Raw genomic sequence first — 23,568 nt, forward strand, 5'->3', positions numbered from 1 at the left:
CAACGCGAGATCCGCTGGAACGCAACCACATTCAACCCGGCTCCGCGTATCGCGTCACCATGGTCTCGATCGCGGCACTCGCCCAGGGGCTCGCACCTACTCGACCAGCGTGCCGCTCAGCGCAGGATGGGGCGCAGGCGCTTGAGGTCGTCCAGGAACTTGTCGACCGCGAGCGCCTCGTAACCCGCGCGACCAGCGCGGGGCGGGTAGAAGCGCACCGAGTCGATGTCGGGCAACTCCTCCCCCTTGGTCATCGCGATGAGCACCCGGTCGAGGAAGGAGTCGACCTCGTCCTCGGCGTAGCCGCGCTTGCCACGGGCCGGCCGGAAGTTCGATTCACGCACCCAGTCGAGTTGCTGCGGAGTCCAGTACGGACGCTGCGGCACGGCAGCTGCCATCGCTTCGGCAGGGGCGCGCTTCGGCGCCGCCAACTCGCTCTGCCAATCAGCAATGTGGCCGAACAATGCCTCGACGGCGGCCGGCGAATAGCCCTGCTTGAGCGGCGAGCGACGCAGCCCGGACAACGGCGCGGAGGGCACCTCGCGGCGGGCGCGCATCAGGGCGACGACGTGCTGCAGATAGCGGTCGACATCGTCGCAGTTGTAGCCGCCACGCTGTTTCGACAACGGCGCGCGCCGCACGGTGGCGGCGTGCTCCGGGGTCCACGGCACGGAATTCACCGGTCCATAGTGTCAGGACGTCCGAGCCGACGGGGACGGTAGCGGCACGCAACAGAACGCCGGTCAGAGGTCGTTCCCGAACCGGTCGGGGACGATGGAAAGTAGGGTGCGCTCATGCATGTTCTCGTCGCCGGTGGGGCCGGCTTCATCGGTTCGCACACGGTCGTTCAGCTCAAGCAGGCCGGGCACGACGTGACCGTCGTCGACGATTTCGACAACAGCAAGGCGAGCGCCGTGGCACGGGTCGAGCAGCTTGTCGGCGGCCACATCCCGCTGCACGCGTTCGACCTGTGCGACCCCGACAAGACCGAGGCGCTGTTCGCGGCCGAGCGGTTCGACGCGGTGATCCACTTCGCCGGGCACAAGGCCGTCGGCGAGAGTGTCGAGAAGCCGCTGCAGTACTACCGCAACAACCTGGACAGCACGTTCAGTCTGCTGCGCGCGATGGCGACGCACGGCGTCCACCGCCTGGTGTTCTCGTCCTCGGCGACGGTGTACGGCGATGAGTCCCCGCAGCCGTCCCAGGAGGACCACCGACCACTGCAGTCGTCCAACCCGTACGGCTGGACGAAGGTGATGAACGAGCAGATCATCGGCGATGTCGCCCGTGCGACACCCGGCATGCGGGTCGCGCTGCTGCGCTATTTCAACCCGGTCGGCGCGCACCCGTCCGGCACGATCGGCGAGGACCCGCAGGGCATCCCGAACAACTTGATGCCGTTCATCTCCCAGGTCGCGGTCGGACGCCGGGAGAGGCTGACCGTGTTCGGTGACGACTACGACACCGCCGACGGCACCTGCGAGCGCGACTACATCCACGTGGAAGACCTCGCCGCCGGGCACCTCGCCGCACTGGAGCACATCGACGCGATGGCCGAACCGGTACGCGCGTTCAACCTCGGCACCGGCGTGCCGACGTCCGTGTTGGCCATGATCAACGCGTTCCGTACGGCCACCGGAGTCGAGATCCCGTACGAGATCGGACCTCGCCGCGCCGGTGATCTGCCGGTGACGTACGCCGATCCGACCCGCGCGTTGCACGAACTCGACTGGCGCACAACGAAGTCCATCGAGGACATGTGTGCCGACACCTGGCGTTGGCAGTCGGCGAATCCTCAGGGCTTCCCCGGCTGACGGTCTGCACCAGGAACCATCTACCCGCTCGAGCCCGTCTAGGCTCCCGGCAGGACTCAATCGACCAGGAGCAGGGGACATGGCGCACAAGTGGGGGACGCGGGCGTTGACCGCGACGACGGTGGTCACGTTGGCGGCGACGCTGGCGGGTTGCAACGGCGACAGCGAAGGCTCGAAGAACACCGGTTCGTCGACCACGACCACGACCACGACCTCGACATCGGCGAACGGCGGTGGCGGCGACACGAAGACTGCCGGCGACGGCAAGCTCTCCCCCACCGGCGCCGACCTCAGCAAGTACACCGCCCAGCAGATGCAGTGGAGCAAGGACACCTGCGCCGACGATGTGAAGGAACTCAAGTCCTTCAGTCTGCGTGACCTGGCCCCGGTCAACGACCGCAGCGAATGCGCCAAGATCAAGGTGCCGAAGGACTACAGCGACCCTGGCAAGGGCGAGATCGAGGTGATGGTCACCCGCACCAAGCCGGCCAAGGGCGAGAACCACCGCGTCCTGATGACCAATCCCGGCGGCCCCGGCGGACCGGCCGGTGCCTTCTCGGTGATCACCGCGGCACTGTCCCCGCTCGGCGAGAGCCACGTGGTCATCGGCATCGACCCCCGCGGCGTCGGCGGCGGGACGCGGCTGACCTGCAAGTCGTACTCCGCGCGCGGTGTCACCGACTACCGCAACCTGTCCGACACCGACATCTCGGCCCTTCAGACCGCCGCGAAGAAGACCGTGGACGAGTGCGCGCGTGAGAACGGCGATCTGCTGCCGTACATCACCACGGCCAACACTGCGCGTGACCACGAACTCGTCCGCCAGTTGTTGAAGGTCGAGACCGTCGACTACTACGGCGTGAGCGCCGGCACCTGGCTCGGGGCGTACTACTCGACGCTGTTCCCCAAGCAGGTCGGACGCTTCGTGCTGGACAGCAACACCGAGTTCACCGGCACACTGCAGTCGAGCTGGGCCACCCAGCCGATGTCGTTCCAGCGCCGTTTCAAGGATCAGTTGCTGCCGTGGCTGGCCCGCCAGAACACCACCTACAACCTCGGCTCGACCCCGGACGACGTCAACGCCTCCTACGAGGACATCCGCAAGGCTGCGGGCGAGGGCAAGCTCGGCCAGTTCGAGCCGATGATCATCGACAACCTCGTCGCCCAGACGCTGTACAGCGACCGCGGTTTCCAGAGCTCCGGTGCGCTACTGGCGCTGCTGAAGCAGGCGATGAACGGTGACGCGGATGCGCTGCGCACCGCCGAGGGCGCTGCCGGCGGCGGCCGCACCAAGAAGGACATCGACGACTCCCGCAACCAGAACACCGTGTTCATGGCGATCCGCTGCAACGACACCTCGTGGAGCAAGGACGAGAAGTCGTACGTCGACCGTGCCAAGCAGGACGGACAGAAGTACCCGCTCGTCGGTTACTTCGACATGGCGAACGAGTGCGCGTACTGGCCCTACAAGGCACAGGACATGAAGGTCGACACCTCGAAGGCGCCGCAGATGCTGCTGGTGCAGACCGAGAACGACCCGGCGACCGCGTACGAAGGCGGGCTGAAGGCGCACAAGGCGTCCAAGAACACCCGCTTCCTCGCGGTCAACGACCAGGGCAACCACGGTGCCGTGCTGGGTAGCGACAACCTGTGCGTCGAGCAGCAGACCTACGGCTTCCTGCAGAACGGCAAGCTGATGGACAAGGACTCGGTCTGCCCCGGCATCGCGCTGCCGAAGGACAAGGAAGTGCACAAGGTCGGCTTCGACCCCGAGGGCGAGAAGCTGGCGATGCCGGTCGACCCGACGCCGCAATGGAAGAAGGCGCTGCTCGCCGTCCTCGGAGCGGTCCTGGACGAGTTGCTGACGCCGAAGAACACCGCGCCGCGCGACTGACCGTCCCGGCGAGGGCACTCCTAATGCATCAGGGCACTCCGTATACGGAGTGCCCTCGTGCATCTGGCGTGCCCTCGTCGGGAGGACCGTGGACGGCGCCTACATTTGGTCGGGGGCCTCGATGCCCAGCAGGTCCAAACCCTGGGTGAGCACCTCGAGCGTCACCCGGCACAGCGCCAGGCGCGAGTCACGGACGGCGGCGTCCTCGGCCTTGAGCACCGGGCACGCCTCGTAGAACGCGGTGAAAGTGGTCGCCAGCTCGAACAGGTACGCGGCGAGTTTGTGCGGTTCGAGGCTCTCGCCGACCTGGTTGACGACCGAGCCGAACTCCAGCACCTTCAGGGCGAGGTCGCGCTCGGCCGGCTCGCCGAGCACGATCGGACCCTTCGGGTCGACGACGTCCGCACGGGCCAGGATCGAACGAATACGGGCGGTCGCGTACTGCAGGTACGGACCGGTGTTGCCCTGGAAGGCGACCATCCGGTCGAGGTCGAAGGTGTAACCGGAGTCGTGGCTGACCGACAGATCGGCGTACTTGATCGCGGCGACCCCCACCTGGTGGGCGATGGTGGCGCGGGTCTGCTCATCCAGCTCCGGACGCGACTCGGCCACCACGGTCGCGGCCCGCTCCAGCGCGGCGTCGACCAGCGACTGCAGCGACACCAGGTCGCCCGACCGGGTCTTCAGGATCTTGCCGTCCGTGCCCACGACGTTGCCGATCTGCACGTGGACGGGCTCGGTGCCCTTGATCCAGCCGGCCTTGTCGGCGGCGGCCCAGACCATGCGGAAGTGCAGGTTCTGCGGCGCGCCCACGACGTAGATCGCGCGGTCGGCCTTCATCTGCAGCGAACGGCGACGAATCGTCGCGAGGTCGGTCGTCGCGTAGCCGTATCCGCCGTCGGACTTACGGATGATCAGCGGCACCGGTTTGTCGTCGCGTCCGGTGAACTCGTCGGAGAAGATGCACAGAGCGCCGTCGCTCATGACGGCAATTCCCTTGTCCTCCAACGTCTTGCACACCTCGGCAAGCTCGTCGTTGTACGACGACTCCCCGGCGAGGTCGTCGTCGGTGAGCGTGATGTCGAGTTCGTCGTAAACGCGGCGCAGGTAGCCCTTGGTCAGTTCGAGGATCTCCCGCCACAGCCGCATGCTCTCGGCGTCGCCGCCCTGCAGGGTCGCGACACGGGCACGAGCGCGAGTGGCAAAGTCTGCGTCCGCATCGAACTTCGCCCGCGCGGCCCGGTAGAACGCGTTCGGGTCGGTGAGCAGCAGCTTCGCCTCGTCGCTGCCCTCGCCCACCTCGAGCAGGTGCTCGATGAGCATGCCGAACGCGGTGCCCCAGTCGCCCAGGTGGTTCTGCCGGATGACCTTGTGGCCGAGGAACTCCATCGTGCGGGCGAGGGAGTCGCCGACGACCGTGGTGCGCAGGTGGGCGACGTGCATCTCCTTGGCGGCGTTCGGCGAGGAGTAGTCGATGACGATCGTTTCCTGTTGCGGCGCAGTCATGCCCAACGACGGGTCGCCGATCATCGACGCCGCGGCGGCGGCGATCCACTGAGACTTCAGCGTCACGTTGAGGAAGCCCGGGCCGGCGATCTCGACCGACTCGACGAGGTCGGGCGCGTCGAGGTGGTCGACGATCGACTGCGCGACCTCGCGCGGGTTCTTGCCGGCCTTCTTCGCCAGCGCCATCGCGGCGTTGACCTGAAGATCGGCGTCCGTCTGCTTCTTGTTGGCCGGACGGATCACCGGATCGGCGCTCGCGAACTCGTCGCCCAGCGCAGCCACCATGGCCTTCTGGACGTGTGAGGTCAGGGCTGCGATCGGATCCACCATGTGAATCAGTTTATGGACGCGAGCAAATCGGTTCTGCCTCGTCCATCGAAGGCCGAATGCCGACCGACACAGCGGCGTTCACCTGACCCCGGCACAATATTGCCGCTGCTCCCGACGAAAGCGATGGATCCGTGTCCTTGTTGCGAGGCGATCTGGCCCCGGCACCCCGCACGCTCGTCGACATCTTCGCCGAGACCGTGCAGGAGTGCCCGGACGCGCCCGCCCTCGACAACGGGCGCGAGGTACTGACGTACGCCGAACTCGACGAGCGGGTCACCGAACTCAGCGAGCAGCTCGCCACCGCCGGGGTTGGACGCGGCGACCGCGTCGGCGTCCGAATCAAGTCCGGCACGACCGACCTCTATGTCGCGATCCTCGGCATCATCGCCGCGGGAGCGGCCTACGTGCCGGTGGACGCGGACGACCCGGACGAGCGCGCCCGCACCGTCTTCGGCGAGGCGCAGGTGGCTGCCGTGCTCGGCGATGACCTGGCGATCGACGTCCGCCGTGAGGCCGAACCCAAGGAGTCGGTCGGGCCGCCGACGACCGAGGACGACGCCTGGATCATCTTCACGTCGGGTTCGACCGGCAAGCCGAAGGGCGTCGCGGTCACGCACCGCAATGCTGCAGCGTTCGTCGATGCCGAGTCACGAATGTTCCTGCAGGACAGCCCGATCGGCCCGGACGACCGAGTTATGGCCGGTCTCTCCGTTGCGTTCGACGCCTCCTGTGAGGAGATGTGGCTGGCGTGGCGGTACGGCGCCTGCCTCGTCCCGGCACCACGGTCGTTGGTGAAGTCGGGGATGGACCTCGGCCCATGGTTGATCGCCAACGACATCACGGTCGTCTCGACGGTGCCGACTTTGCTGGCCCTGTGGCCGGCCGAAGCACTGTCGAAGGTGCGTCTGCTCATCCTCGGCGGCGAGGCCTGCCCGCCCGAGCTCGGCATCCGGTACGCCACCGAGACCCGCGAGATCTGGAACACCTACGGGCCCACAGAGGCGACCGTCGTCGCCTGTGGCGCGCGCCTGACCGGCGACGGCCCCGTCCGCATCGGCCTCCCGCTCGACGGGTGGGACCTCGAGGTCGTCGACACCGACGGCAACCCGGTCGCCGAGGGCGAGACCGGCGAACTCATCATCGGCGGGGTCGGCCTCGCGCGTTACCTCGACCCGGCCAAGGACGCCGAGAAGTACGCACCGATGCCGACTCTCGGCTGGCAGCGGGCGTACCGCTCCGGTGACCACGTGGTGAAGGACTCCGAAGGACTGCTCTTCGCCGGTCGCGCGGACGACCAGATCAAACTCGGCGGACGCCGTATCGAACTCGGTGAGATCGACGCCGCCCTCACCGCGCTGCCCGGAGTGCACGGCGGCGCGGCGGCGATCCGATCGACAAGCACCGGCAACAAGATCCTGGTCGGCTACCTGACCACCAAGCCCGACTTCGACCTGTCGGTGGCGATGGACCGGCTGCGTGCGGAACTGCCCGCGACGATGGTGCCGCGGCTCGCCGAGGTCGACACCCTCCCGACGCGCACCAGCGGAAAGATCGACCGCGACGCACTCCCCTGGCCCGTGCCCACGCTGCGTCCGGTCGGGCAGGAGTCTGTCGAACTCGAAGGCACCGCGAAGATGGTCGCCGACCTGTGGCTGGAGGTCATGGGCGTCGTGGTCGCCACACCCAAGGACGATTTCTTCGAGGCCGGCGGCGGCAGCCTGACCGCGGCGCAGCTGGTGTCCCGTTTGCGCCAGACGCATCCCGAGGTGACCGTCGCCGACATCTACGACTATCCGACGGTGGGCGCCCTTGCCACACAACTGGATTCGATGGCCGCTCCGGCAAACGTGCGGGAACGCACCGTCCCGCCGACTCCACTCAAGACACAGATCGGGCAGCACGTAGGGCTGGTCGGCACCCGGGCCCTGGCCGGTATGCGCTGGATCGCCTGGTTGCTGCTGGGTACGAAGCTCACCGCTTTCGTGGTCGATCGCGATCTCCCAACGGCGTCATGGTGGCTGATCCTCCCGTTGGTGCTGATCTTTCTCACGCCTCCTGGACGAATCCTGCTGGCGACCAGCCTGATTCGCATCACGCTGGCCGGACTCAAGCCGGGTAACTACCCCCGCGGCGGCAAGATCCACATGCGACTGTGGCTGGCCGAGAAGATCGCCGAGGAGAGCGGTGCGATCCGACTGTCGAGCGCGCCCTGGATGACGACGTACGCCCGCCTGCTCGGCGCCAAGGTGGGCAAGGACGCCGACCTGCACACGATCCCGCCGGTCACCGGCATGCTCACCGTCGGTCAGTACGCCTCCATCGAGCCGGAGGTCGACCTGTCCGGGCACTGGCTCGACGGCGACCGCCTGCACATCGGGCAGGTCCATGTCCGCAAGGACTCCCGGGTGGGCACCCGGTCGACCCTCACGCCGGGCGCGATCGTCGGTCGAGGCAGCGAGATCGCCCCGGGCTCAGGCGTTTTCGGCACCGTGCCGGACGAGGAGTTCTGGAGCGGCGCACCCGCGACCAAGCTGGCCAGGATGAAGCCGCGGGAGATTGACCGCCCTCCGCACCGGCCGATCTTCACCCTCGCGTACGGCACGCTCGCCCTGTTGATCGCCGGACTGCCCGTACTTGCCACAGCTGCCGCGATCTACGTCGGCTCCCTGGTGCTCGACGACCGGTCGGCCTGGACGATGGCCGTCCCGATGGTCCTCGCCGGTGGACTGACCGGACTGACCCTTCTCACCGCGTCGATCTGGCTGCTCGCCCGACTGCTGCAGGCCAAGCTTCAGGAAGGTGAGTTCCCCGTGCACAGCGGGCAGGCTCTGCGCGCCTGGGGCACCCTGCGCCTCATGGACGAAGCGCGCGGCTGGCTGTTCCCGCTCTACTCCAGCGCGCTCACCCCGGCTTGGTTGCGCTCGCTCGGTGCCACCATCGGCAAGGACGTCGAGGCGTCCACCGTCCTGATGATCCCCAAGCTGGTCACCGTCGGGGAGGCGTCCTTCCTCGCCGACGACACCCTCGTGGGCCCCTACGAACTGCATGACGGACGCCTGCGCGTCGGCCGCACCAAGATCGGCAAGCGCGCCTTCCTCGGCAACTCCGGCATGGCCGCACCCGGCCGCAAGGTGCCCAAGCGCGGCCTCGTCGCGGTGCTGTCCGCCGCACCGAGCAAGTCCGAGAAGCCGAAGTCGGGCACGTCCTGGCTGGGCAGTCCCCCGGTGAAGCTGCGTCGCGAGTCCAGCAAGACCGACGACAGCCGAACGTTCCGACCGGCCCGCAGACTGCGGATCGCCCGCGGCATCGTCGAACTGTGCCGCATCGTCCCGGTGTTGCTGGCCTTCGGGCTGTGTGTCGCCGTGGCCGCGGCGTTGCTGGAGATCCAGCGTCACTGGGGCGTCGTGCCGATGATCGTGCTGGTCGGTCCGGTGCTGATGGTCGGCGGCGCGATCGCGTCCGGCCTGGCGTCCTTGTCGAAGTGGGTGCTGGTCGGACGCATCCGCCGCGGTGAACACCCGCTGTGGAGTTCGTTCGTGTGGCGCAACGAACTAGCCGACACCTTCGTCGAGATGCTCGCCGCCCCATGGCTCGCCCGCTCGGCGTCCGGCACCCCCGTGCTCAACCTCTGGCTGCGGACGATGGGCGCCAAGATCGGACGCGGCGTCTGGTGCGAGACGTACTGGCTGCCCGAGGCCGACCTGATCGAACTGCGCGACGGAGCAACGGTCGGCCGCGGCTGCGTCGTCCAGACCCACCTGTTCCACGACCGCGTCCTGTCGATGGACACGGTGACGCTCAAGGAAGGCGCGACGCTCGGCCCGCACGGCGTGATACTTCCCGCCGCAACCCTGGGTCGGTCGGCTACCGTCGGCCCGGTGTCGTTGGTCATGCGCGGGGAGTCGGTGCCCGACAAGACCCGCTGGTTGGGCAACCCGATCGGCGCATGGAACGAAGGCGACCAGCCGTGAACCGGTCGCTACTGCAACCACTTCCGATGACTACCGCTGTAGATGGTGAAACCTGTTGAGCCCCCTGAGCAAGAGCCCCGTCGATCCTTACCTGCCCGGGCACGGTGATGCCTCGTACGAGGTCACCCATTACGACCTCGACCTCGACTACGCGATCGAGAACAACAACCTCGCCGGCAAGGCGACGCTGCACATCCGCGCCTGCAAGAAGCTCGACGAACTGGTGGTCGACCTGCACGCGTTGAAGGTCGTCAAGATCTCCGGGGTCCGGGTGGCCCGCTACACCCACCGCGACTCACGGCTGCGGATCAAGCTGGCCAAGGAACTCGCCAAGGGTGAGGAGATCCGCCTGACGGTCGCCTACCGCGGCGTGCCGGTACCGGTGAAGGACGAGGTCGGGGACGCCGGTTGGGAAGAGCTCACGGACGGCGCGATCGTCGCCGCGCAGCCCGGCGGCGCACCGAGCTGGTTCCCCTGCAACGACCGCACGTCGAACAAGGCCACTTACACCATCACGGTCGCGACCCACCCCGACTACCTGGTGGTGTGCAACGGGATCCGCACCGCCTCCCGCCGCCGCGCCGGACGCGTGGTGTGGACCTACGAACAACGCGAGCCGATGGCTCCCTACCTCGCCACCGTCCAGATCGGGCGGTACGTCGAGGTGCCGCAGTCGGCCGATGTGCCGATGAGCGGTGCGGTGCCGCCGGCGCGACTCACCGCCTTCGAGCGTGCGTTCGCCGACCAGCCGGCGATGCTGGAGTTCTTCACCCGTCTCTTCGGGCCGTACCCGTTCGACGTCTACCGCGTCGTGGTCACCGACGAGCCGCTGGAGATCCCGCTCGAGGCACAGTCGCTGTCGATCTTCGGCACGAACTTCCTCAACCGTGGATGGGACGCCCAGCGTCTGATCGCGCACGAACTGTCACACCAGTGGTTCGGCAACGCGGTCACCATGCACTCGCTCAAAGACATCTGGCTGCACGAGGGCTTCGCCTGCTACGCCGAGTGGCTGTGGTCGCAGGAGTCCGGCGGGCCCTCGACCGACGAGCGTGCCGCCGAGCACCACGCCGGCCTCACGCGCAAGCCGCAGGATCTGTTGCTCGGCGACCCGGGCCAGGCGGACGTCTTCGACGACCGCGTCTACAAGCGCGGCGCGCTCACCGTCCACGCGGTGCGCAAGCGTCTGGGCGACGCCTGCTTCTTCGCGATGCTGCAGGACTGGGTCAAGGCCTACAACGGGAAGAACGTGTCCACACAGGAGTTCGTGGCGTTCGCCGGCGAGCACAGCGGCGTCCGCATCGACGACCTGATCGACGCATGGGTGTACGCGCTGCCGCTGCCGCCGTTGCCCCGCTGACCGTTCCGCGACAGAACGAATCCCCCGGACGCGTGACGCGTCCGGGGGATTCGTTCAGGGGGTGACTACCCGGTGATCAGTTCGCCGGGATGTCGAAGACCTGGCCGACGAAGATCAGGTTCGGGTTGCTGATTTTGTCGTTGTTCAGGTGGAACAGCGACTTCCAGTTGTTCAGACCGAGCTTCTCGGCGATCTTGCCAAGGGTGTCGCCCGACTTCACCGTGTAGGTGTCACCGGTGCTCTGCACCTTCGGGGTCGCGCGGGTGACCTCGTGCTTGTGCTGCTTGACCTTCTTGGGGGCCTGCTGCACGGGAGCCTGCTGCTGCACCGGAGCCTGCTGCTGGTAGCTCTTCTTCGGCGCCTGGTACTGCTTCTTCGGCGCCTGGTACTGCTTCTTCGGCGCCTGGTAGGTCGGAGCCTGCTGCTGCGGAGCCTTGCGCGTCGCGCTGCGCGAGGTCTGCTGCTGCGGCGCAGCCTGGGCCGGGGCGGTCGAGGAGGCGGCGCCACCGTTCGCGCGGGTCAGACCCGCACGCACGGAGCACACCGGCCACGCGCCGGGGCCCTGCACCGCGAGGGTGCGCTGGGCGACACGGATCTGCTCGGCCTTGCTGGCGTTGGCCGGCGAGCCGGAGCCACCGAAGCCGCTCCAGGTCTGCTGGCTGAACTGCAGTCCGCCGTAGTAGCCGTTACCGGTGTTGATGCTCCAATTGCCACCCGACTCACACTGTGCGACGCGGTCCCAGACTGTCTCGGCCTTGGCCTCGCCGGCGGTACCGAACGACACGGCAGCCGCGGCAGCGGCGCCCGTCACGGCGAGGGTGGAGATTCGGGTCTTGCGGTTGTTGAGCAAAATGCTTCCCTTCGGTTTGCTGCCTCACCAGGCGCACGCAAGCCTCCGATCGGTCGGCTCGTCATGCACCGCGGCGCCTCGTCTGGCTCCGGAAGTTCCGGACGCGACGTTCACCTGGGAGGTACGGCGAGCGAACGTGCCAGCTCCCGACGCAACTCATTGGTCCGAGCGGTCGGGCAACCATGCGGTCAGGGGCATCAACGCAACACGTCGACGGAGTGTTACAGAAAGGTCACGGAATGTGACATGACTCACATCCGTCCTGCCGCGTGCAACCGACCGAATTGTGCGTCTTTCCGGGGCTGGGGCGGGTATGACGACGGGGTCGCGCCCTCCCCCGAAAAAGGGCGCGACCCCGCCTGCTGTGTGGCCCGAGGATCAGTCGTCCTCGAGCACCGGCTCCTTCTCCAGCTCCGGGTGGATACCGACGAGCTTCTCGCCCTCGACGTCGACCGACGGCAGGATCTTGTCCAGCCACTTCGGCAAGGACCACGCCTTGTCGCCCATCAGGTACATGAGTGCCGGGATGAGCGTCATCCGGATGACGAACGCGTCGAAGAAGACCGCGATCGCCAGCGCGAAGCCCATCGATTGGATCAGCGAGTTGTCCTGCAGGATGAACGCGGCGAAGACGGAGATCATGATCGCCGCAGCCGCGGAGACCACACGGGCGCCGTGGCGGAAGCCGTCGACCACCGCCTCGCGGGCCGACATGCCGTGCACGTACGCCTCCCGCATCCGGGTGACCAGGAAGACCTGGTAATCCATCGCCAGGCCGAACACCAGACCGATCAGGATGATCGGCATGAAGCTCACCAGCGGTGCGCCTTCGACGAGGCCGAACGTGCCTTCCTGGAAGATCAGCACGGTCGCACCGAGGGTCGCGAGCACCGACAGCAGGAAGCCGAGCGTCGCGGTCAGCGGCACCAGCAGCGACCGGAAGACCAGCAACAGCAGGAGGAACGCCAGGCCGATGACCACCGCGAGGTAGATCGGCAGCGCCTCGGTCAGCCGCTCCGAGACGTCCGTCTGGATGGCGGTCACACCGGTGATCCCGATGTCGGTCCTGGTCTGCGACTCGATGCCGGACTCACCGCCGCGCAGCGCGTGCAGCAGGTCCTCGGTCTTCGTGTCGTCAGCGGCGGTCTTGGGCGTGATGAGCACCTGAGCGCCCGACATGTCCTTGTTGACCGCGACCATCTGGGCGTTCGCGACGTTGTCCTGCCCGGCCGCCCACTGGACGACCTTGTTGTAGGCGGCGACGCGCTCCTGCGGGGTCTTCAGCGACGAACCGTCCACGACGGTCACCAGCGGGGACTGCCGCCCTTCACCGAACGCCCCGGCGACCAGGTCAGCAGCCTTGCGCTGCGTGGTCGACTTGGCGGCCGTGGAGTCGGTGGGCAACGCGAGGTGCAGGTCCTTCATCGGCACGGCCAGCGCACCGAGCAACACGACCACGAGAGCGACGATGGCGGCCGGCTTCTTGCCCAGGAAACGGGCCCAGCGGACGCCGTTGTTGAGCGGGCGACCGTCCTCGTCCAGCGGGTCCTTGTGGCGACGGACTCGTCCGGCGAAGGCCTTGCTCTTGAACAATCCGAGGATCGCGGGCAGCAGGGTGAGGGCGACGAGCACCGCGAAGAACACCGTGCCGGCAGCTGCCATACCCATCGAGGTCAGGAACGGGATGCCGACGACGGCGAGCGCCGCCAGGGCGATCAGCACGGTCAGACCGGCGAACACGACGGCCGAACCGGCCTTTCCGACAGCAAGACCTGCGGCATGCGCACGATCCTCGGTGTGCCGCAGTTCCGCGCGATAGCGGGCCAGGATGAACAGCGTGTAGTCGATGCCGACCGCGAGGCCGATCATCGTCGCGAGGATCGGCGTGGTGGTGCCGATGGTCGTGAAGGCGGTAGCGATGTACATCCCGATCATGCCCATCGCGACACCGAAGAAGGCGGCGATGATCGGCATACCGGCGGCCACGAGCGAGCCGAAGGTGATGATCAGGACGATCGCGGCTACGGCGATACCGATCAGCTCAGCACTGCCGCCGGTCTCCGGGATCGCCTGCATGCCCTGACCGTTGACCTCGATCTGCATGCCGCTGGTCTTCGCGTGCTTCTGAAGCACCTCGGTCAGCTTGTCCTTGGTCGCCGGCTTCACGTCCGGTACGGCAGGTACGTCGAAATCGAAGGTGATCGTGCCGACCCGGCCGTCTGCGGAGAGCGGCAGGAGCGCCTTCGCGTTCGCCTCGGCGACGGCCTTCGGAGCACCGTTCTTCATCGCGCTCTGGACGGCCATCTTGTACTGCGCATCGGCTGCGGGCACCGGCGGCGCGATCTGCGTCTTCGGCATCTGCGGGACGGTGGCGAGGTCCTTGACCAGCGCACCGGCGGCCTGCTGGTACTTCGCCTCGCGCAGCGAGTGGCCCTCGGGCGCGGCCAGCACGACGTTGACCGTGGCGGCGTTCTCGACGTCCTTGGCGTCCGGGAACAGCTTCTTCTGCATGTCCTGCGCCTGGAGCGAGGGAATTCCGGGAATGCTGAAGGAGTCGGCCATCGGCTTGGAGACGGCGCCGGCGAGCGCGCCGAATCCGATCACGGCCAGCAGCCAGGCGGCGATGAACACCGGCCATTTGCGGTAGGCCGTACTGCCGAGGCGGTACAGGAAGGTAGCCATAGCTTCTTTCTTCTCGTGCGGGTGGAAGTCGTCGGGAATCGCGGTCAGCGGCCGAGCAGGTCGTGCGCGACCTGGAGATTGGCGGCGTAGAACTCGTTGAAGGAGTGGGCGCCCTCGTCGGCCACGAACTGCTGCATGGTCACTTCGACCAGTGCCAGCAAAGTGGCGATCGCGACCCGGACGCGCGGGTGGTCGGGCGGTAGGTCTTCTCGTTCACCGATCACGCCGGCGAACTCACCGATGTGGTGACGTGCGCGCTGCAGGGCCTCATGGGTGAGTTTCGGATTGCGCTCGAAGCACTGCGTCACCTTGACCATGGCCGCCCGGTCGAGTTCCGGTCGTCGAACATGACCTTGACCATCTCGACGCAGTCGTCGATCAGGACCCCCGTAGGCCCACCCGCTTTGAACGTCGCGAGGGTGGCGGCGTCGATGCGCGGACCGTCTCCGAGGACGGCGTCGAGTTTCGTGGGGAAGTAGTTGAACAACGTCCGACGCGAAACCTCTGCGGCGTCGGCGAGTTGGTCGAGGGTGAACTCGTCGTAACCGTGATCGGCGGCCAACCGCTGGGCGCAGCGAGTGATCCGCTGGGCGGTGCGGTGCTTGTTCAGCGAGCGCCGGCTGAGCTCATGGAGGTTGGATTCGGGCACTGGCCAATATTTGCCCTTTGGGGGCGGAGGGTGCAAATTTGCACTCTGTGAGTTGCACCACGGCGGCCCGGTGACCGCCGAGTAGCGGGTCCGGCGAAAGCCCTGTGCCGGCCTGCGGCAGGATCGTGCGCCATGACCAGCACCACAGCGAACACCTCGATCCTCGAACGCGCGCGGGACCGCGTCCTCATCAAGGGCGAAGGACTCACCTACGACGAGATCGTCGAGGTGCTGCGCACGCCGGACGAGATGCTCCCGGACCTGCTCGCTCTGGCCCACGAGGTGCGATTGAAGTTCAACGGTGAAGAGGTCGAGGTCGAGGGAATCGTCTCGCTCAAGACCGGCGGCTGCCCCGAGGACTGCCACTTCTGCAGCCAGTCCGGTCAGTTCACCTCCCCGGTGCGCAGCGTGTGGCTGAACATCCCCGAGTTGGTGAAGGCCGCGCAGCAGACCGCCGCCACCGGCGCGACCGAGTTCTGCATCGTCGCCGCGGTCCGTGGGCCGGACGAGCGGCTGATGTCGCAGATGCGCGACGGCGTGAAGGCGATCAAGGAAGCGGTCGACATCCAGGTCGCGGCGTCCCTCGGCATGCTCACCCAGGAACAGGTCGACCAGATGGTCGAGATGGGTGTGCACCGTTACAACCACAACCTCGAGGCCGCGAGGTCGTTCTTCCCGCGGGTCGTCACCACCCACTCCTATGAGGAGCGGTGGGACACCTGCCAGATGGTGAAGGCGTCCGGCATGGAGTTGTGCTGCGGCGGCCTGGTCGGCATGGGCGAAACGCTGGAGCAGCGGGCCGAATTGGCTTCGCAGCTGGCCGAACTCGAGCCACACGAGGTGCCGTTGAACTTCCTCAACCCGCGCCCCGGCACCCCGTTCGGTGACCTGGAACCGATGGACTCCAGGACGCGCTGCGCACGATCGCGGCATTCCGGTTGGCGATGCCGCGGACGATCCTGCGATACGCGGGCGGACGCGAGTTGACCCTCGGTGACCTGGGCACGCGCGACGGACTGCTGGGCGGCATCAACGCCGTCATCGTCGGCAACTACCTGACCACCCTGGGACGCAATCCCAAGCAGGACCTCGAACTGCTCGACGAGTTGCAGATGCCGATCAAGGCACTGAACGCTTCCCTGTGAGCCGGTGGTGAGTGACGACCGCTACTGCGCCCGGTGCGGTGAGCCGGTGGCCGAGGGCGACCACGAAGTGTGCGCACGCTGGTTGGCGGCCGAGGAACCTCCGCGGTTCTGTACGAAGTGCAAACGCCGGATGAAGGTGCAGGTCACCCCGACACACTGGAGCGCGACCTGCGTCCAGCACGGTGAGTTGGAGGGCGGTTGAACGACCCGTTTTGCGGAATCGCCGAGGAAACCCTCACCGTCGGCGCGGCGAGCGAACTAGGTTTGATCCGAGCGGCCGAGGCAGGCCGCACGACTTCAGGAGGAAGCAGATGTCACAGCCGACAGGCGGGTCGTACGACGGCCAGGGCGGCTCGCTCGGCCAGAACTGGGGCCAAGGGGACGCGGGCCAGGGTTCGAGCCAGGGTTCGAGCCAGGGTTACGGTCAGCAGCAGGCAGGCGGCCAGGGCGGCTCGCTCGGTCAGAACTGGGGTTCGCCCGAGGCCGACAACCAGGCCGGTTCGCAGTCCACCCAGGAGTGGGGGTCCCAGGGTGGCGGTTCGTCTGCCGCGCAGGGTTACGGCCAGGGTTCACAGAACTCCGGGCAGTCCTACGGCCAGCAGTCCTACGGCGACAACTCTCCCGCCTACGGCACCGGCCGTTCGGGCAACCAGAGTGGCTTCCAGCCGACCGCTAACTCCGGTGGTGGCGACGGCGCCGGCGCGATGTTCAGCGACAAGTTCAGCAAGTCGCTCACCGAGAAGATCGCGCCGCTCGCCTTCATGCTGATCAGCGCGGCTGCGATCCTCTGGGGTCTGACCGACATCCTGCACGGCTTCATGGGCGACACCATGGGTGACGGCGACAACGACGTCACGATGAAGATGAAGGTCTTCCCGGCCGTCCTCAACATGCTCGCCGACCTGGCGATCGTCGGTGCCGTGATCTTCGGCGCCCGCGTCCTGCTGGAACTGGCGGTCAACGTCGCCAAGCTCACTCGCAAGCGCGACTGACGCATTACTTCGAGGTAGGAGGGTCCGGGCGCTACCCGGACCCTCCTACTGTTTGATGGGCGGGTGCCGTCGCCAGACCTATTCGACTTCGACCGTGAACACCTTTGGCATCCATACGCATCCGCCACCCGACCCACCACGACGCACCTGGTCGAGTCGGCGTCGGGCGTGCGACTTCGGTTGCGGACAGCCGACGGCGAGCGCCACGAGGTCATCGACGCCATGGCCTCGTGGTGGTGCGCGATCCACGGGTACGCGGTACCGGAACTGGACGCGGCCGCCCGCTCGCAACTCGACCGCATGTCGCACGTCATGTTCGGTGGATTGACCCACCAGCCCGCGATCACGTTGGCCGACAAGCTCATTCGCCTCGCACCGGGTGACTCGCTGCAGCACGTGTTCTTCGCCGACAGTGGCTCGGTCGCCGTCGAGGTCGCGTTGAAGATGGCCTGGCAGGCGCACGCCGCCGCTGGCCGTCCGCGCTCGAAGGTGTTCACCATCCGTGGCGGGTATCACGGCGACACGATGTCCCCGATGAGCGTCACCGACCCGGTGAACGGGATGCACACGCTCTTTCGAGGGGTGCTGCCGCAGCAGATCTTCGCGCCACAACCTCCCGGTGGGTTGGACGCCGACATCTCCGCCTGGGAGGTCGAGACGCGAGCACTCTTCGAAAAGCACGCAGACGACATCGCCGCGGTGATCGTCGAGCCGGTGCTCCAGGGAGCCGGAGGCATGTGGATCCATCCACCGTCGGCGGTTCGCGTGCTCGACGACCTCGCCCGGTCATCCGGCGCGCTGCTGGTGTTCGACGAGATAGCAACCGGATTCGGCCGTACCGGCACGATGTGGGCGGCCGACCGGTGCGGCGTCGTCCCCGACGTCCTGTGTGTCGGAAAGGCGTTGACCGGCGGGTATCTGACCCTTGCCGCAGTGTTGTGCACCTCGCAGGTCGCCGACGCAGTCTCGGCCGATCCTGCCGGCGCCCTCATGCACGGGCCGACCTTCATGGCGAATCCGTTGGCGTGTGCGGTCGCGTCCGCATCCATCGACCTGCTCGGCGACGACCTTCTCGAGCGCGTGAATTCGCTTGGCTCACGGCTGTCTTCGGCGATCGAACCCGCCCGTGCACTGCCGGGAGTAGCCGACGTCCGGTCGATCGGAGCTGTCGGAATCATTCAGCTCGACGCGCCGCGCGACCACGCCGCAGCGTCCCGGGTCGCTCTGGAACACGGCGTGTGGCTGCGTCCTTTCCGAGACCTGATCTACGCGATGCCGCCGTACGTCTGCTCCCCGGACGAGGTGGAGAAGATCGGCGCAGCCATGGTGGCGGCGACCCGGGCTGTCGCATGACGCTGTTCGAGGAACGTTCGTACCGCGAACCACAACAGGCCTGAGTCATCGCAGGGCGAGGTGCGACAGTGGTCGCGTGAGCACACCTGTCCTCGTCATCACCGGCACCGACACAGAGGTCGGCAAGACCGTCGCCACGGCGGTCATTGCGGCCGCCCTGGCCGCCCGCGGCCAACGCGTCCTGGCGATCAAGCTCGCCCAGACCGGCGTGGGTGAGAACGAGGACGGCGATGCGCAAACGATCGCCCGGCTCGCCGGCGTCGAGGTCGACGAGCACCTGCGGCTGCCCGATCCGCTGGCTCCGGACGTGGCCGCCGAACTGGCCGAGACCTCGATCCCGACGGTGGGCGAACATGCCGAACGCGTCGCCGAACAGGCGCAGAGCGATCGCTACGACGTCATACTGGTGGAGGGGTCCGGCGGGCTGCTCGTTCGGCTCGACAGTGAGGGCGCGACCCTGGCCGATCTGGGTATCCCGTTGGAAGCCAAGGGGATCCGTACCGGCTATGTCGTGGTGGTTCGGCCCGGACTCGGCACCCTCAACCACACGGCACTCACGCTGGAAGCACTCCGCAACCGCGGACTCGACCTGGTCGGCGTCGTCATCGGGTCGGCATCCGACCAGCCCGACCTCGCCGAACGCACCAACGTCGACCGACTGCGCACGCTGGCCGAGGGTCAATTGCTCGGCGCGGTGCCGAGCGGCGCCGGTGACCTCCGTCCGCAAACCTTCCGTGAGCAGGCCCCGACCTGGATTCGCCTCTGACGGGAGCCGTCCCGAAAAGAGATGGGCTCGCGGCCGATCGGCGAGGATGATGGCCGCCATGACCGACGACATCGCCCGACTGCTGCAGGCGTACGACGACCAACTTCGACGGGACGCGGAGGTGGTGGGCGCGCTCTCCTTCACCAAGGACGGACCGCTCGTACGCGGTGTCTTCGGCTGGGGCGGCTTCACGACCTACCGCTCGCTCGGCGGCGTCGATGACCTCGACGAACTCATCGAACGCACCATCGCGCACTACCGCGACGAGACCGAGGTGGCCCGCTTCGAATGGAAGACCAGGGGGCACGATCAACCGGCCGATCTCGGACAACGCCTGGTCGCGCAGGGCTTCCAGGCCGAGGAACTGGAGACCGTGATGGTCGGCCCGGTCGAACATCTGGTGCAGGATGTCGAACTGCCGCCAGGGGTACGCATCCGGCAGGCCGGGGTGGCCGGTGACTTCACCGACGACGTGACCCGCGCCAATCACCTGCAGAACGCCGGCTTCGGTGGCGGCGACGCGACGGCTGTCGAGACCATCGATCGGCTCGAACGGTCCCGAGGCAACGCGACCATGTGGCTGGCCGAGGACGGCGACGAGGTGATCAGTGCCGGACGACTCGAGATCGTGCCGGGCACCGACTTCGCGGGCCTCTGGGGCGGTGTGACCCACGCTGCCCGCCGTGGCCAGGGCATCTATCGCGCGCTGACCGCGGCTCGGGCGGCGCACGCACAGCAAGCCGGAGTGAAGTTCATGCAAAGCGACTGCTCCCCGATGTCGCAGCCGATCCTCGAACGCAGCGGCCTGACCGCCGTCACCACCACGACCCCGTACATCTGGACGCGGGTCTGAGACACAATCGTCGGCATGACCGATCCGTACCGCGTCTGCGTCGTCTGCACCGGCAACATCTGCCGCTCCCCCATGGGCGAGGTGATCCTGCGTGAGCTCGTTGAGCGGGAAGGCTTGTCGGACAAGGTGATTGTCGACTCCGCCGGCACGGGCGGGTGGCACGTCGGTGACCCGGCCGACCCGCGGACGCTGACCGCACTCACGTCCGGCGGTTACGACGGGTCTGCGCACCGGGCACGTCAATTGAGCGCTGACGACCTGACCGAGCGCGACCTCATTGTCGTGGCCGACCGTGGCCACCTGGACGAGGTGGAGCAGATGGTCGAGGCGGGAAAGGGCAGCGCGCACATCCGACTGCTGCGTGAGTTCGATCCGGACGCCGACAAGGACGAGGTCGACGACCCCTACTTCGGTGACGGGGTCGGATTCGACCGCTGCCGGGACGAGGTCGAGGCCGCCTGCCGCGGCCTGGTCGAGCACCTGAAGACCGTCACGTCACAGCGCTGAGCCCGACACGCAGGGCGGCGGCGAAACCCGGGCCGGCAGAACGACCTTCACCGAGACCGCCTCCGCGGTCTCGACCGCGGTGCTCCTCGGGCTGGTCACCTGCGGCGGCTACTTGATGCTGGCTGTCTCCGACTTCTCCGCTGTGTGGTGACAACCTCACCCAGTGCGGCCGGCGCCTACTCTCCCAGTTCGTCGACCGGGTGCCCCTCGGAGCCGGAGGCCACGCGGGCGACCCAACGCACGACGGTGAGGTCGTCGATCAGGCCGTGTCTACTGTCATCTGGGATGGCGTCGTGCGGCATGACGAGGTACTGCAGGCCGGCGATCACCAGCCGCAGCCGGGCCGAGCGGGTGGCGTCCAGGGACGCGTACGGCTCGCCGCTCTCCAGGAACGCCTCGACGACCGCCGCGGCGATGTCGATGTTGACCGCGATCGGCTTGGCCCGCAAGAACTCCGACTCGATGACCTTCATCTCGACCTCCGCGAGCAACACGCGGAGTCGGTGGTCGTCACGGGCTGCGTCTTCGGCCATCCGGCGGCAGCGCGCGAAGGGTTCGGAAGCGAGCAGGCGCCGGGTAGCGGCATCAGCAGGCATGTTCCGAGGGTAGGCAGTTCGAGGAGGTCGGCGAGTCGGAATCCGCCAAACCCGCACCGATTCGACACCTTCGACCCGCCCGCGACATAGGGTCGAACGAGATATCGGACGAAGGAGCACCATGATGCTTCTATGTCGTGTCAAGCAGCTGGCGCGAGCACTTCTGGTCCTGGGTGGGTCGCGGCGAGGGTGCGGAAGATCTGCCGTCCGACGTAGCGCTTGAGGCAGCGTCGGATTTCCTTGCTGGTCTTGCCCTCGGCCAGGCGCCGTTGGACGTAGGCCCGGGTGTCTGGGTCAGTTCGCATGCGGGTCAGCACGATGGTGTTCAGTGCCCGGTTGAGCCGGCGGTCGCCGCCGCGGTTGAGGCGGTGACGCACGGTGTTGCCGGACGAGGCGGGGATTGGTGCAGTGCCGGCGATCGCGGCGAAGGCCGCTTCGCTACGGATGCGTCCAGGGTGGGACCAGACGGTCAGGATGATGGCTGCGGTGACGGCGCCTACGCCGCGCAATTCGAGGAGCTCGGGCGCCTCGGCGGTGACGATCTCGGTCAGTCGCTGACGGTTCTCGAACAGCTCCTCATCGAGCACGAGCACGCGCTTGGCCAGTCGGACTGCCTCAGCGCGGGCGGTCGCCGTCCCGATCCCTTCCTCGCGACGTCGCCATCCAGCGATGGTGGTGACCTGCTGGGAAGTCAGAGACTTTCGGGCATCGACGCCGAGGTCGTGACTGCGCAGCATCGAGGTCAGTGCGTTGATGCACCTGGTCCGCTCGACGTTGAGGTGCTCACGGGCGACGGTGAGGACCCGCAGCGCGGTGTGCGCTTGACCGGCGCGGCGATCACGTAGCGAGGCCAGCGGCATGACCAAGCTGGCACGGGCAGCGAGGACAGCGTCAAGAGCGTCGGTCTTCCCGCGGCCACGTTCGCGCCGAGGGGTTGGTGCTTCGACCACGCGGTAGCCCGCATCAGACAGGACGTCGCTGAGAACAGCCCCGTAGGAGCCAGTTCCTTCGGCGGCGATCAGCACCGAGTCGAGATCACCTTGGGTGCGGCGACCGATCCAGTCCCTCGCGCGACGCAGCCCGGCCGGGGAGGTCGGGAAGGTGGCTTGGTCGAGCAGTGCCCCGCGGTCATCGACGACGGCGTAGCTGTGGGTTGCGGCGTGGGTGTCGACCCCTACGACGTAGCGGTAGGTCTCAGCCACCGTGACCGGCAGACTGGGCATGCGATGTTCTCCTCACTTGTTCGGGTTGGACGTCGTTGCCGGCGTCAGCCCGGGTGAGAAGTCACGACGAGGCGGGCCTGTAATGAGTCACACCACCGGGACGGCAATCCCGTTGGTGGACATGCTTCTGATCAAGCCATCGTTGTGGGCCAGGGTCGGCGCCGGCACCCAGCGCACGCTGGACAGATCCCAGGCATGACACCCCCAAGGGGGTCAGGCGATTCAGGAGTCACAACGCGCACCGGGTGACCGACGCCAACCCTGCCAGCCAGCCCCAGGCCAGCCGAGACGAAGACTTACAGGCGATTCACACCGGCACCTGGCCCAACGGCGTCCCCTGTTGGGTCGATTGCTCGTACCAGGAAGCACACCGTGGACTGCATCACGCGAAGGATTTCTACGGGCGCCTGTTCGGGTGGCGCGTCGTCGACAGCGACGACGACTACGCGATCTGTCTGAAGGACGACCACCCGGCTGCGGGGATCACGCTCACCCAGGACGAGAACGCGCCGACCGTGTGGAACACCTACCTCGCGGTGGACGACGTCGACACCTTCGTCCAGCGGGTGGCCCAAGCGGGTGGGCAAATCATCCTCCCACCGCAGGAAGTCGGTGCATCGGGAAGCATGGCGTTCTGCAGCGACCCGACCGGCGCCGTCTTCGGTCTCTGGCAGGGCGGTGAGCACCCCGGCTTCGGGATCAGCGGCGAGGCCGGCACGGTCGCCTGGAGCACCCTGCTGACCAAGGACCTCGACGCTGCCCGCGCGTTCTACGCCGAGGTCTTCGGCTACACCTACGTCGACGCCGACGAATACGGCGTTGTGGCGGCGCTGCCCGACGGCACCCGCATCTGCAGCATCCACCTGGCCGACCAGTTGCCGGACGATGCGTCCGCCAGTTGGCTGCCCCACTTCGGCGTCGCCGACCGCGACTCCTCGGCGCAATTGGCGCAGGAACTCGACGGATTCATCCTGATGACCTTCGACTCCCCGATGGGTCCGGAGGCGATCATCCAGGCCAAGCACGGCGAGGTGTTCGGCATCGTCGAGGTAGAAGAGGCCTGACCCCTTTCGCCGA

General features: G+C 67.3%; 19 protein-coding genes and 1 pseudogene. 12 read left to right on the top strand and 8 right to left on the bottom strand.

What is annotated here, in order from left to right; genetic code table 11:
• Positions 1-116: 116 nt before the first annotated feature.
• Positions 117-680, bottom strand: a complete 564-nt coding sequence (locus MF407_RS15955; RefSeq protein WP_141927409.1) for a DivIVA domain-containing protein — start codon at positions 678-680, stop codon at positions 117-119.
• 114 nt (positions 681-794) lie between these two features.
• On the opposite strand from MF407_RS15955, the gene galE reads away from it, so the two are divergent.
• Both galE and MF407_RS13580 read left to right on the top strand, forming a co-directional pair.
• Positions 795-1,814 carry a UDP-glucose 4-epimerase GalE gene (gene galE, locus MF407_RS13575; protein WP_239702608.1) on the top strand — a complete coding sequence of 340 codons (1,020 nt, stop codon included), beginning with the start codon at positions 795-797 and terminating at the stop codon, positions 1,812-1,814.
• 79 nt (positions 1,815-1,893) lie between these two features.
• Positions 1,894-3,708 carry an alpha/beta hydrolase gene (locus MF407_RS13580; RefSeq protein WP_239702609.1) on the top strand — a complete coding sequence of 605 codons (1,815 nt, stop codon included), beginning with the start codon at positions 1,894-1,896 and terminating at the stop codon, positions 3,706-3,708.
• 99 nt (positions 3,709-3,807) lie between these two features.
• Here MF407_RS13580 and argS read toward each other — a convergent pair whose 3' ends face one another.
• Positions 3,808-5,544 (bottom strand): arginine--tRNA ligase, encoded by a 1,737-nt coding sequence (gene argS, locus MF407_RS13585; RefSeq protein ID WP_239702610.1) that lies wholly within the window; start codon positions 5,542-5,544, stop codon positions 3,808-3,810.
• 131 nt (positions 5,545-5,675) lie between these two features.
• On the opposite strand from argS, the gene MF407_RS13590 reads away from it, so the two are divergent.
• Both MF407_RS13590 and MF407_RS13595 read left to right on the top strand, forming a co-directional pair.
• Positions 5,676-9,515 carry a Pls/PosA family non-ribosomal peptide synthetase gene (locus MF407_RS13590; protein ID WP_239702611.1) on the top strand — a complete coding sequence of 1,280 codons (3,840 nt, stop codon included), beginning with the start codon at positions 5,676-5,678 and terminating at the stop codon, positions 9,513-9,515.
• Between the two features lie 55 nt (positions 9,516-9,570).
• Positions 9,571-10,875, top strand: a complete 1,305-nt coding sequence (locus tag MF407_RS13595) for a M1 family metallopeptidase (protein ID WP_239702612.1) — start codon at positions 9,571-9,573, stop codon at positions 10,873-10,875.
• Positions 10,876-10,951: 76 nt separating this feature from the next.
• On the opposite strand, the gene MF407_RS15690 is transcribed toward MF407_RS13595, so the two are convergent.
• From MF407_RS15690 to MF407_RS13620, 4 genes are all read right to left on the bottom strand, one after another.
• Complete coding sequence (locus MF407_RS15690; RefSeq protein WP_275578269.1) at positions 10,952-11,725, bottom strand: transglycosylase family protein; 774 nt, start codon at positions 11,723-11,725, stop codon at positions 10,952-10,954.
• 378 nt (positions 11,726-12,103) lie between these two features.
• A complete protein-coding gene (locus MF407_RS13610; RefSeq protein ID WP_239702613.1) occupies positions 12,104-14,407 on the bottom strand; it encodes an MMPL family transporter in 2,304 nt (767 codons plus the stop codon).
• Between the two features lie 44 nt (positions 14,408-14,451).
• Positions 14,452-14,724 (bottom strand): hypothetical protein, encoded by a 273-nt coding sequence (locus MF407_RS13615; RefSeq protein WP_239702614.1) that lies wholly within the window; start codon positions 14,722-14,724, stop codon positions 14,452-14,454.
• On the bottom strand, positions 14,712-15,056 hold the full coding sequence (locus tag MF407_RS13620) for a TetR family transcriptional regulator (protein ID WP_239702615.1): 345 nt from the start codon (positions 15,054-15,056) through the stop codon (positions 14,712-14,714). Before MF407_RS13620 ends, MF407_RS13615 begins: the two co-directional genes overlap by 13 nt.
• Before the next feature lie 132 nt (positions 15,057-15,188).
• Here MF407_RS13620 and bioB point away from each other — a divergent pair.
• The 7 genes and pseudogenes from bioB to MF407_RS13655 all read left to right on the top strand — a co-directional run bounded on the left by bioB (position 15,189) and on the right by MF407_RS13655 (position 20,672).
• Positions 15,189-16,201 (top strand): annotated as a pseudogene (bioB, locus tag MF407_RS13625) (biotin synthase BioB).
• A 7-nt stretch (positions 16,202-16,208) separates the two neighbouring features.
• Positions 16,209-16,403, top strand: a complete 195-nt coding sequence (locus MF407_RS13630; RefSeq protein WP_239702616.1) for a hypothetical protein — start codon at positions 16,209-16,211, stop codon at positions 16,401-16,403.
• A gap of 109 nt (positions 16,404-16,512) precedes the next feature.
• On the top strand, positions 16,513-17,193 hold the full coding sequence (locus MF407_RS13635) for a hypothetical protein (RefSeq protein WP_239702617.1): 681 nt from the start codon (positions 16,513-16,515) through the stop codon (positions 17,191-17,193).
• A gap of 63 nt (positions 17,194-17,256) precedes the next feature.
• Positions 17,257-18,546 (top strand): adenosylmethionine--8-amino-7-oxononanoate transaminase, encoded by a 1,290-nt coding sequence (locus MF407_RS13640; protein ID WP_239702618.1) that lies wholly within the window; start codon positions 17,257-17,259, stop codon positions 18,544-18,546.
• Between the two features lie 76 nt (positions 18,547-18,622).
• Positions 18,623-19,312 carry a dethiobiotin synthase gene (gene bioD, locus MF407_RS13645; protein WP_239702619.1) on the top strand — a complete coding sequence of 230 codons (690 nt, stop codon included), beginning with the start codon at positions 18,623-18,625 and terminating at the stop codon, positions 19,310-19,312.
• Positions 19,313-19,370: 58 nt separating this feature from the next.
• On the top strand, positions 19,371-20,165 hold the full coding sequence (locus MF407_RS13650) for a GNAT family N-acetyltransferase (protein ID WP_211345116.1): 795 nt from the start codon (positions 19,371-19,373) through the stop codon (positions 20,163-20,165).
• Positions 20,166-20,180: 15 nt separating this feature from the next.
• Positions 20,181-20,672, top strand: coding sequence for a low molecular weight protein-tyrosine-phosphatase (locus MF407_RS13655; protein ID WP_141927395.1), 492 nt, complete (start codon positions 20,181-20,183; stop codon positions 20,670-20,672).
• 176 nt (positions 20,673-20,848) lie between these two features.
• Here MF407_RS13655 and MF407_RS13660 read toward each other — a convergent pair whose 3' ends face one another.
• Positions 20,849-21,268, bottom strand: a complete 420-nt coding sequence (locus tag MF407_RS13660; RefSeq protein ID WP_239702620.1) for a DUF1232 domain-containing protein — start codon at positions 21,266-21,268, stop codon at positions 20,849-20,851.
• 140 nt (positions 21,269-21,408) lie between these two features.
• A complete protein-coding gene (locus MF407_RS13665; protein WP_192912052.1) occupies positions 21,409-22,491 on the bottom strand; it encodes an IS110 family transposase in 1,083 nt (360 codons plus the stop codon).
• Between the two features lie 245 nt (positions 22,492-22,736).
• On the opposite strand from MF407_RS13665, the gene MF407_RS13670 reads away from it, so the two are divergent.
• Positions 22,737-23,555 (top strand): VOC family protein, encoded by an 819-nt coding sequence (locus MF407_RS13670; RefSeq protein ID WP_239702621.1) that lies wholly within the window; start codon positions 22,737-22,739, stop codon positions 23,553-23,555.
• The last annotated feature ends 13 nt before the right edge of the window (positions 23,556-23,568 follow it).

The sequence above is a fragment of the Yimella sp. NH-Cas1 genome (assembly GCF_022359705.1).
Lineage (GTDB): Bacteria > Actinomycetota > Actinomycetes > Actinomycetales > Dermatophilaceae > Yimella > Yimella lutea.

Coding starts and splice junctions, on each gene's coding strand:
- galE (WP_239702608.1), top strand. CDS start 795: ATGCATGTTCTCGTCGCCGGTGGGGCCGGCTTCATCGGTTCGCACACG.
- MF407_RS13580 (WP_239702609.1), top strand. CDS start 1,894: ATGGCGCACAAGTGGGGGACGCGGGCGTTGACCGCGACGACGGTGGTC.
- argS (WP_239702610.1), bottom strand. CDS start 5,544: ATGGTGGATCCGATCGCAGCCCTGACCTCACACGTCCAGAAGGCCATG.
- MF407_RS13610 (WP_239702613.1), bottom strand. CDS start 14,407: ATGGCTACCTTCCTGTACCGCCTCGGCAGTACGGCCTACCGCAAATGG.
- MF407_RS13615 (WP_239702614.1), bottom strand. CDS start 14,724: ATGGTCAAGGTGACGCAGTGCTTCGAGCGCAATCCGAAACTCACCCAT.
- MF407_RS13635 (WP_239702617.1), top strand. CDS start 16,513: ATGTCACAGCCGACAGGCGGGTCGTACGACGGCCAGGGCGGCTCGCTC.
- MF407_RS13650 (WP_211345116.1), top strand. CDS start 19,371: ATGACCGACGACATCGCCCGACTGCTGCAGGCGTACGACGACCAACTT.
- MF407_RS13655 (WP_141927395.1), top strand. CDS start 20,181: ATGACCGATCCGTACCGCGTCTGCGTCGTCTGCACCGGCAACATCTGC.
- MF407_RS13660 (WP_239702620.1), bottom strand. CDS start 21,268: ATGCCTGCTGATGCCGCTACCCGGCGCCTGCTCGCTTCCGAACCCTTC.
- MF407_RS13665 (WP_192912052.1), bottom strand. CDS start 22,491: ATGCCCAGTCTGCCGGTCACGGTGGCTGAGACCTACCGCTACGTCGTA.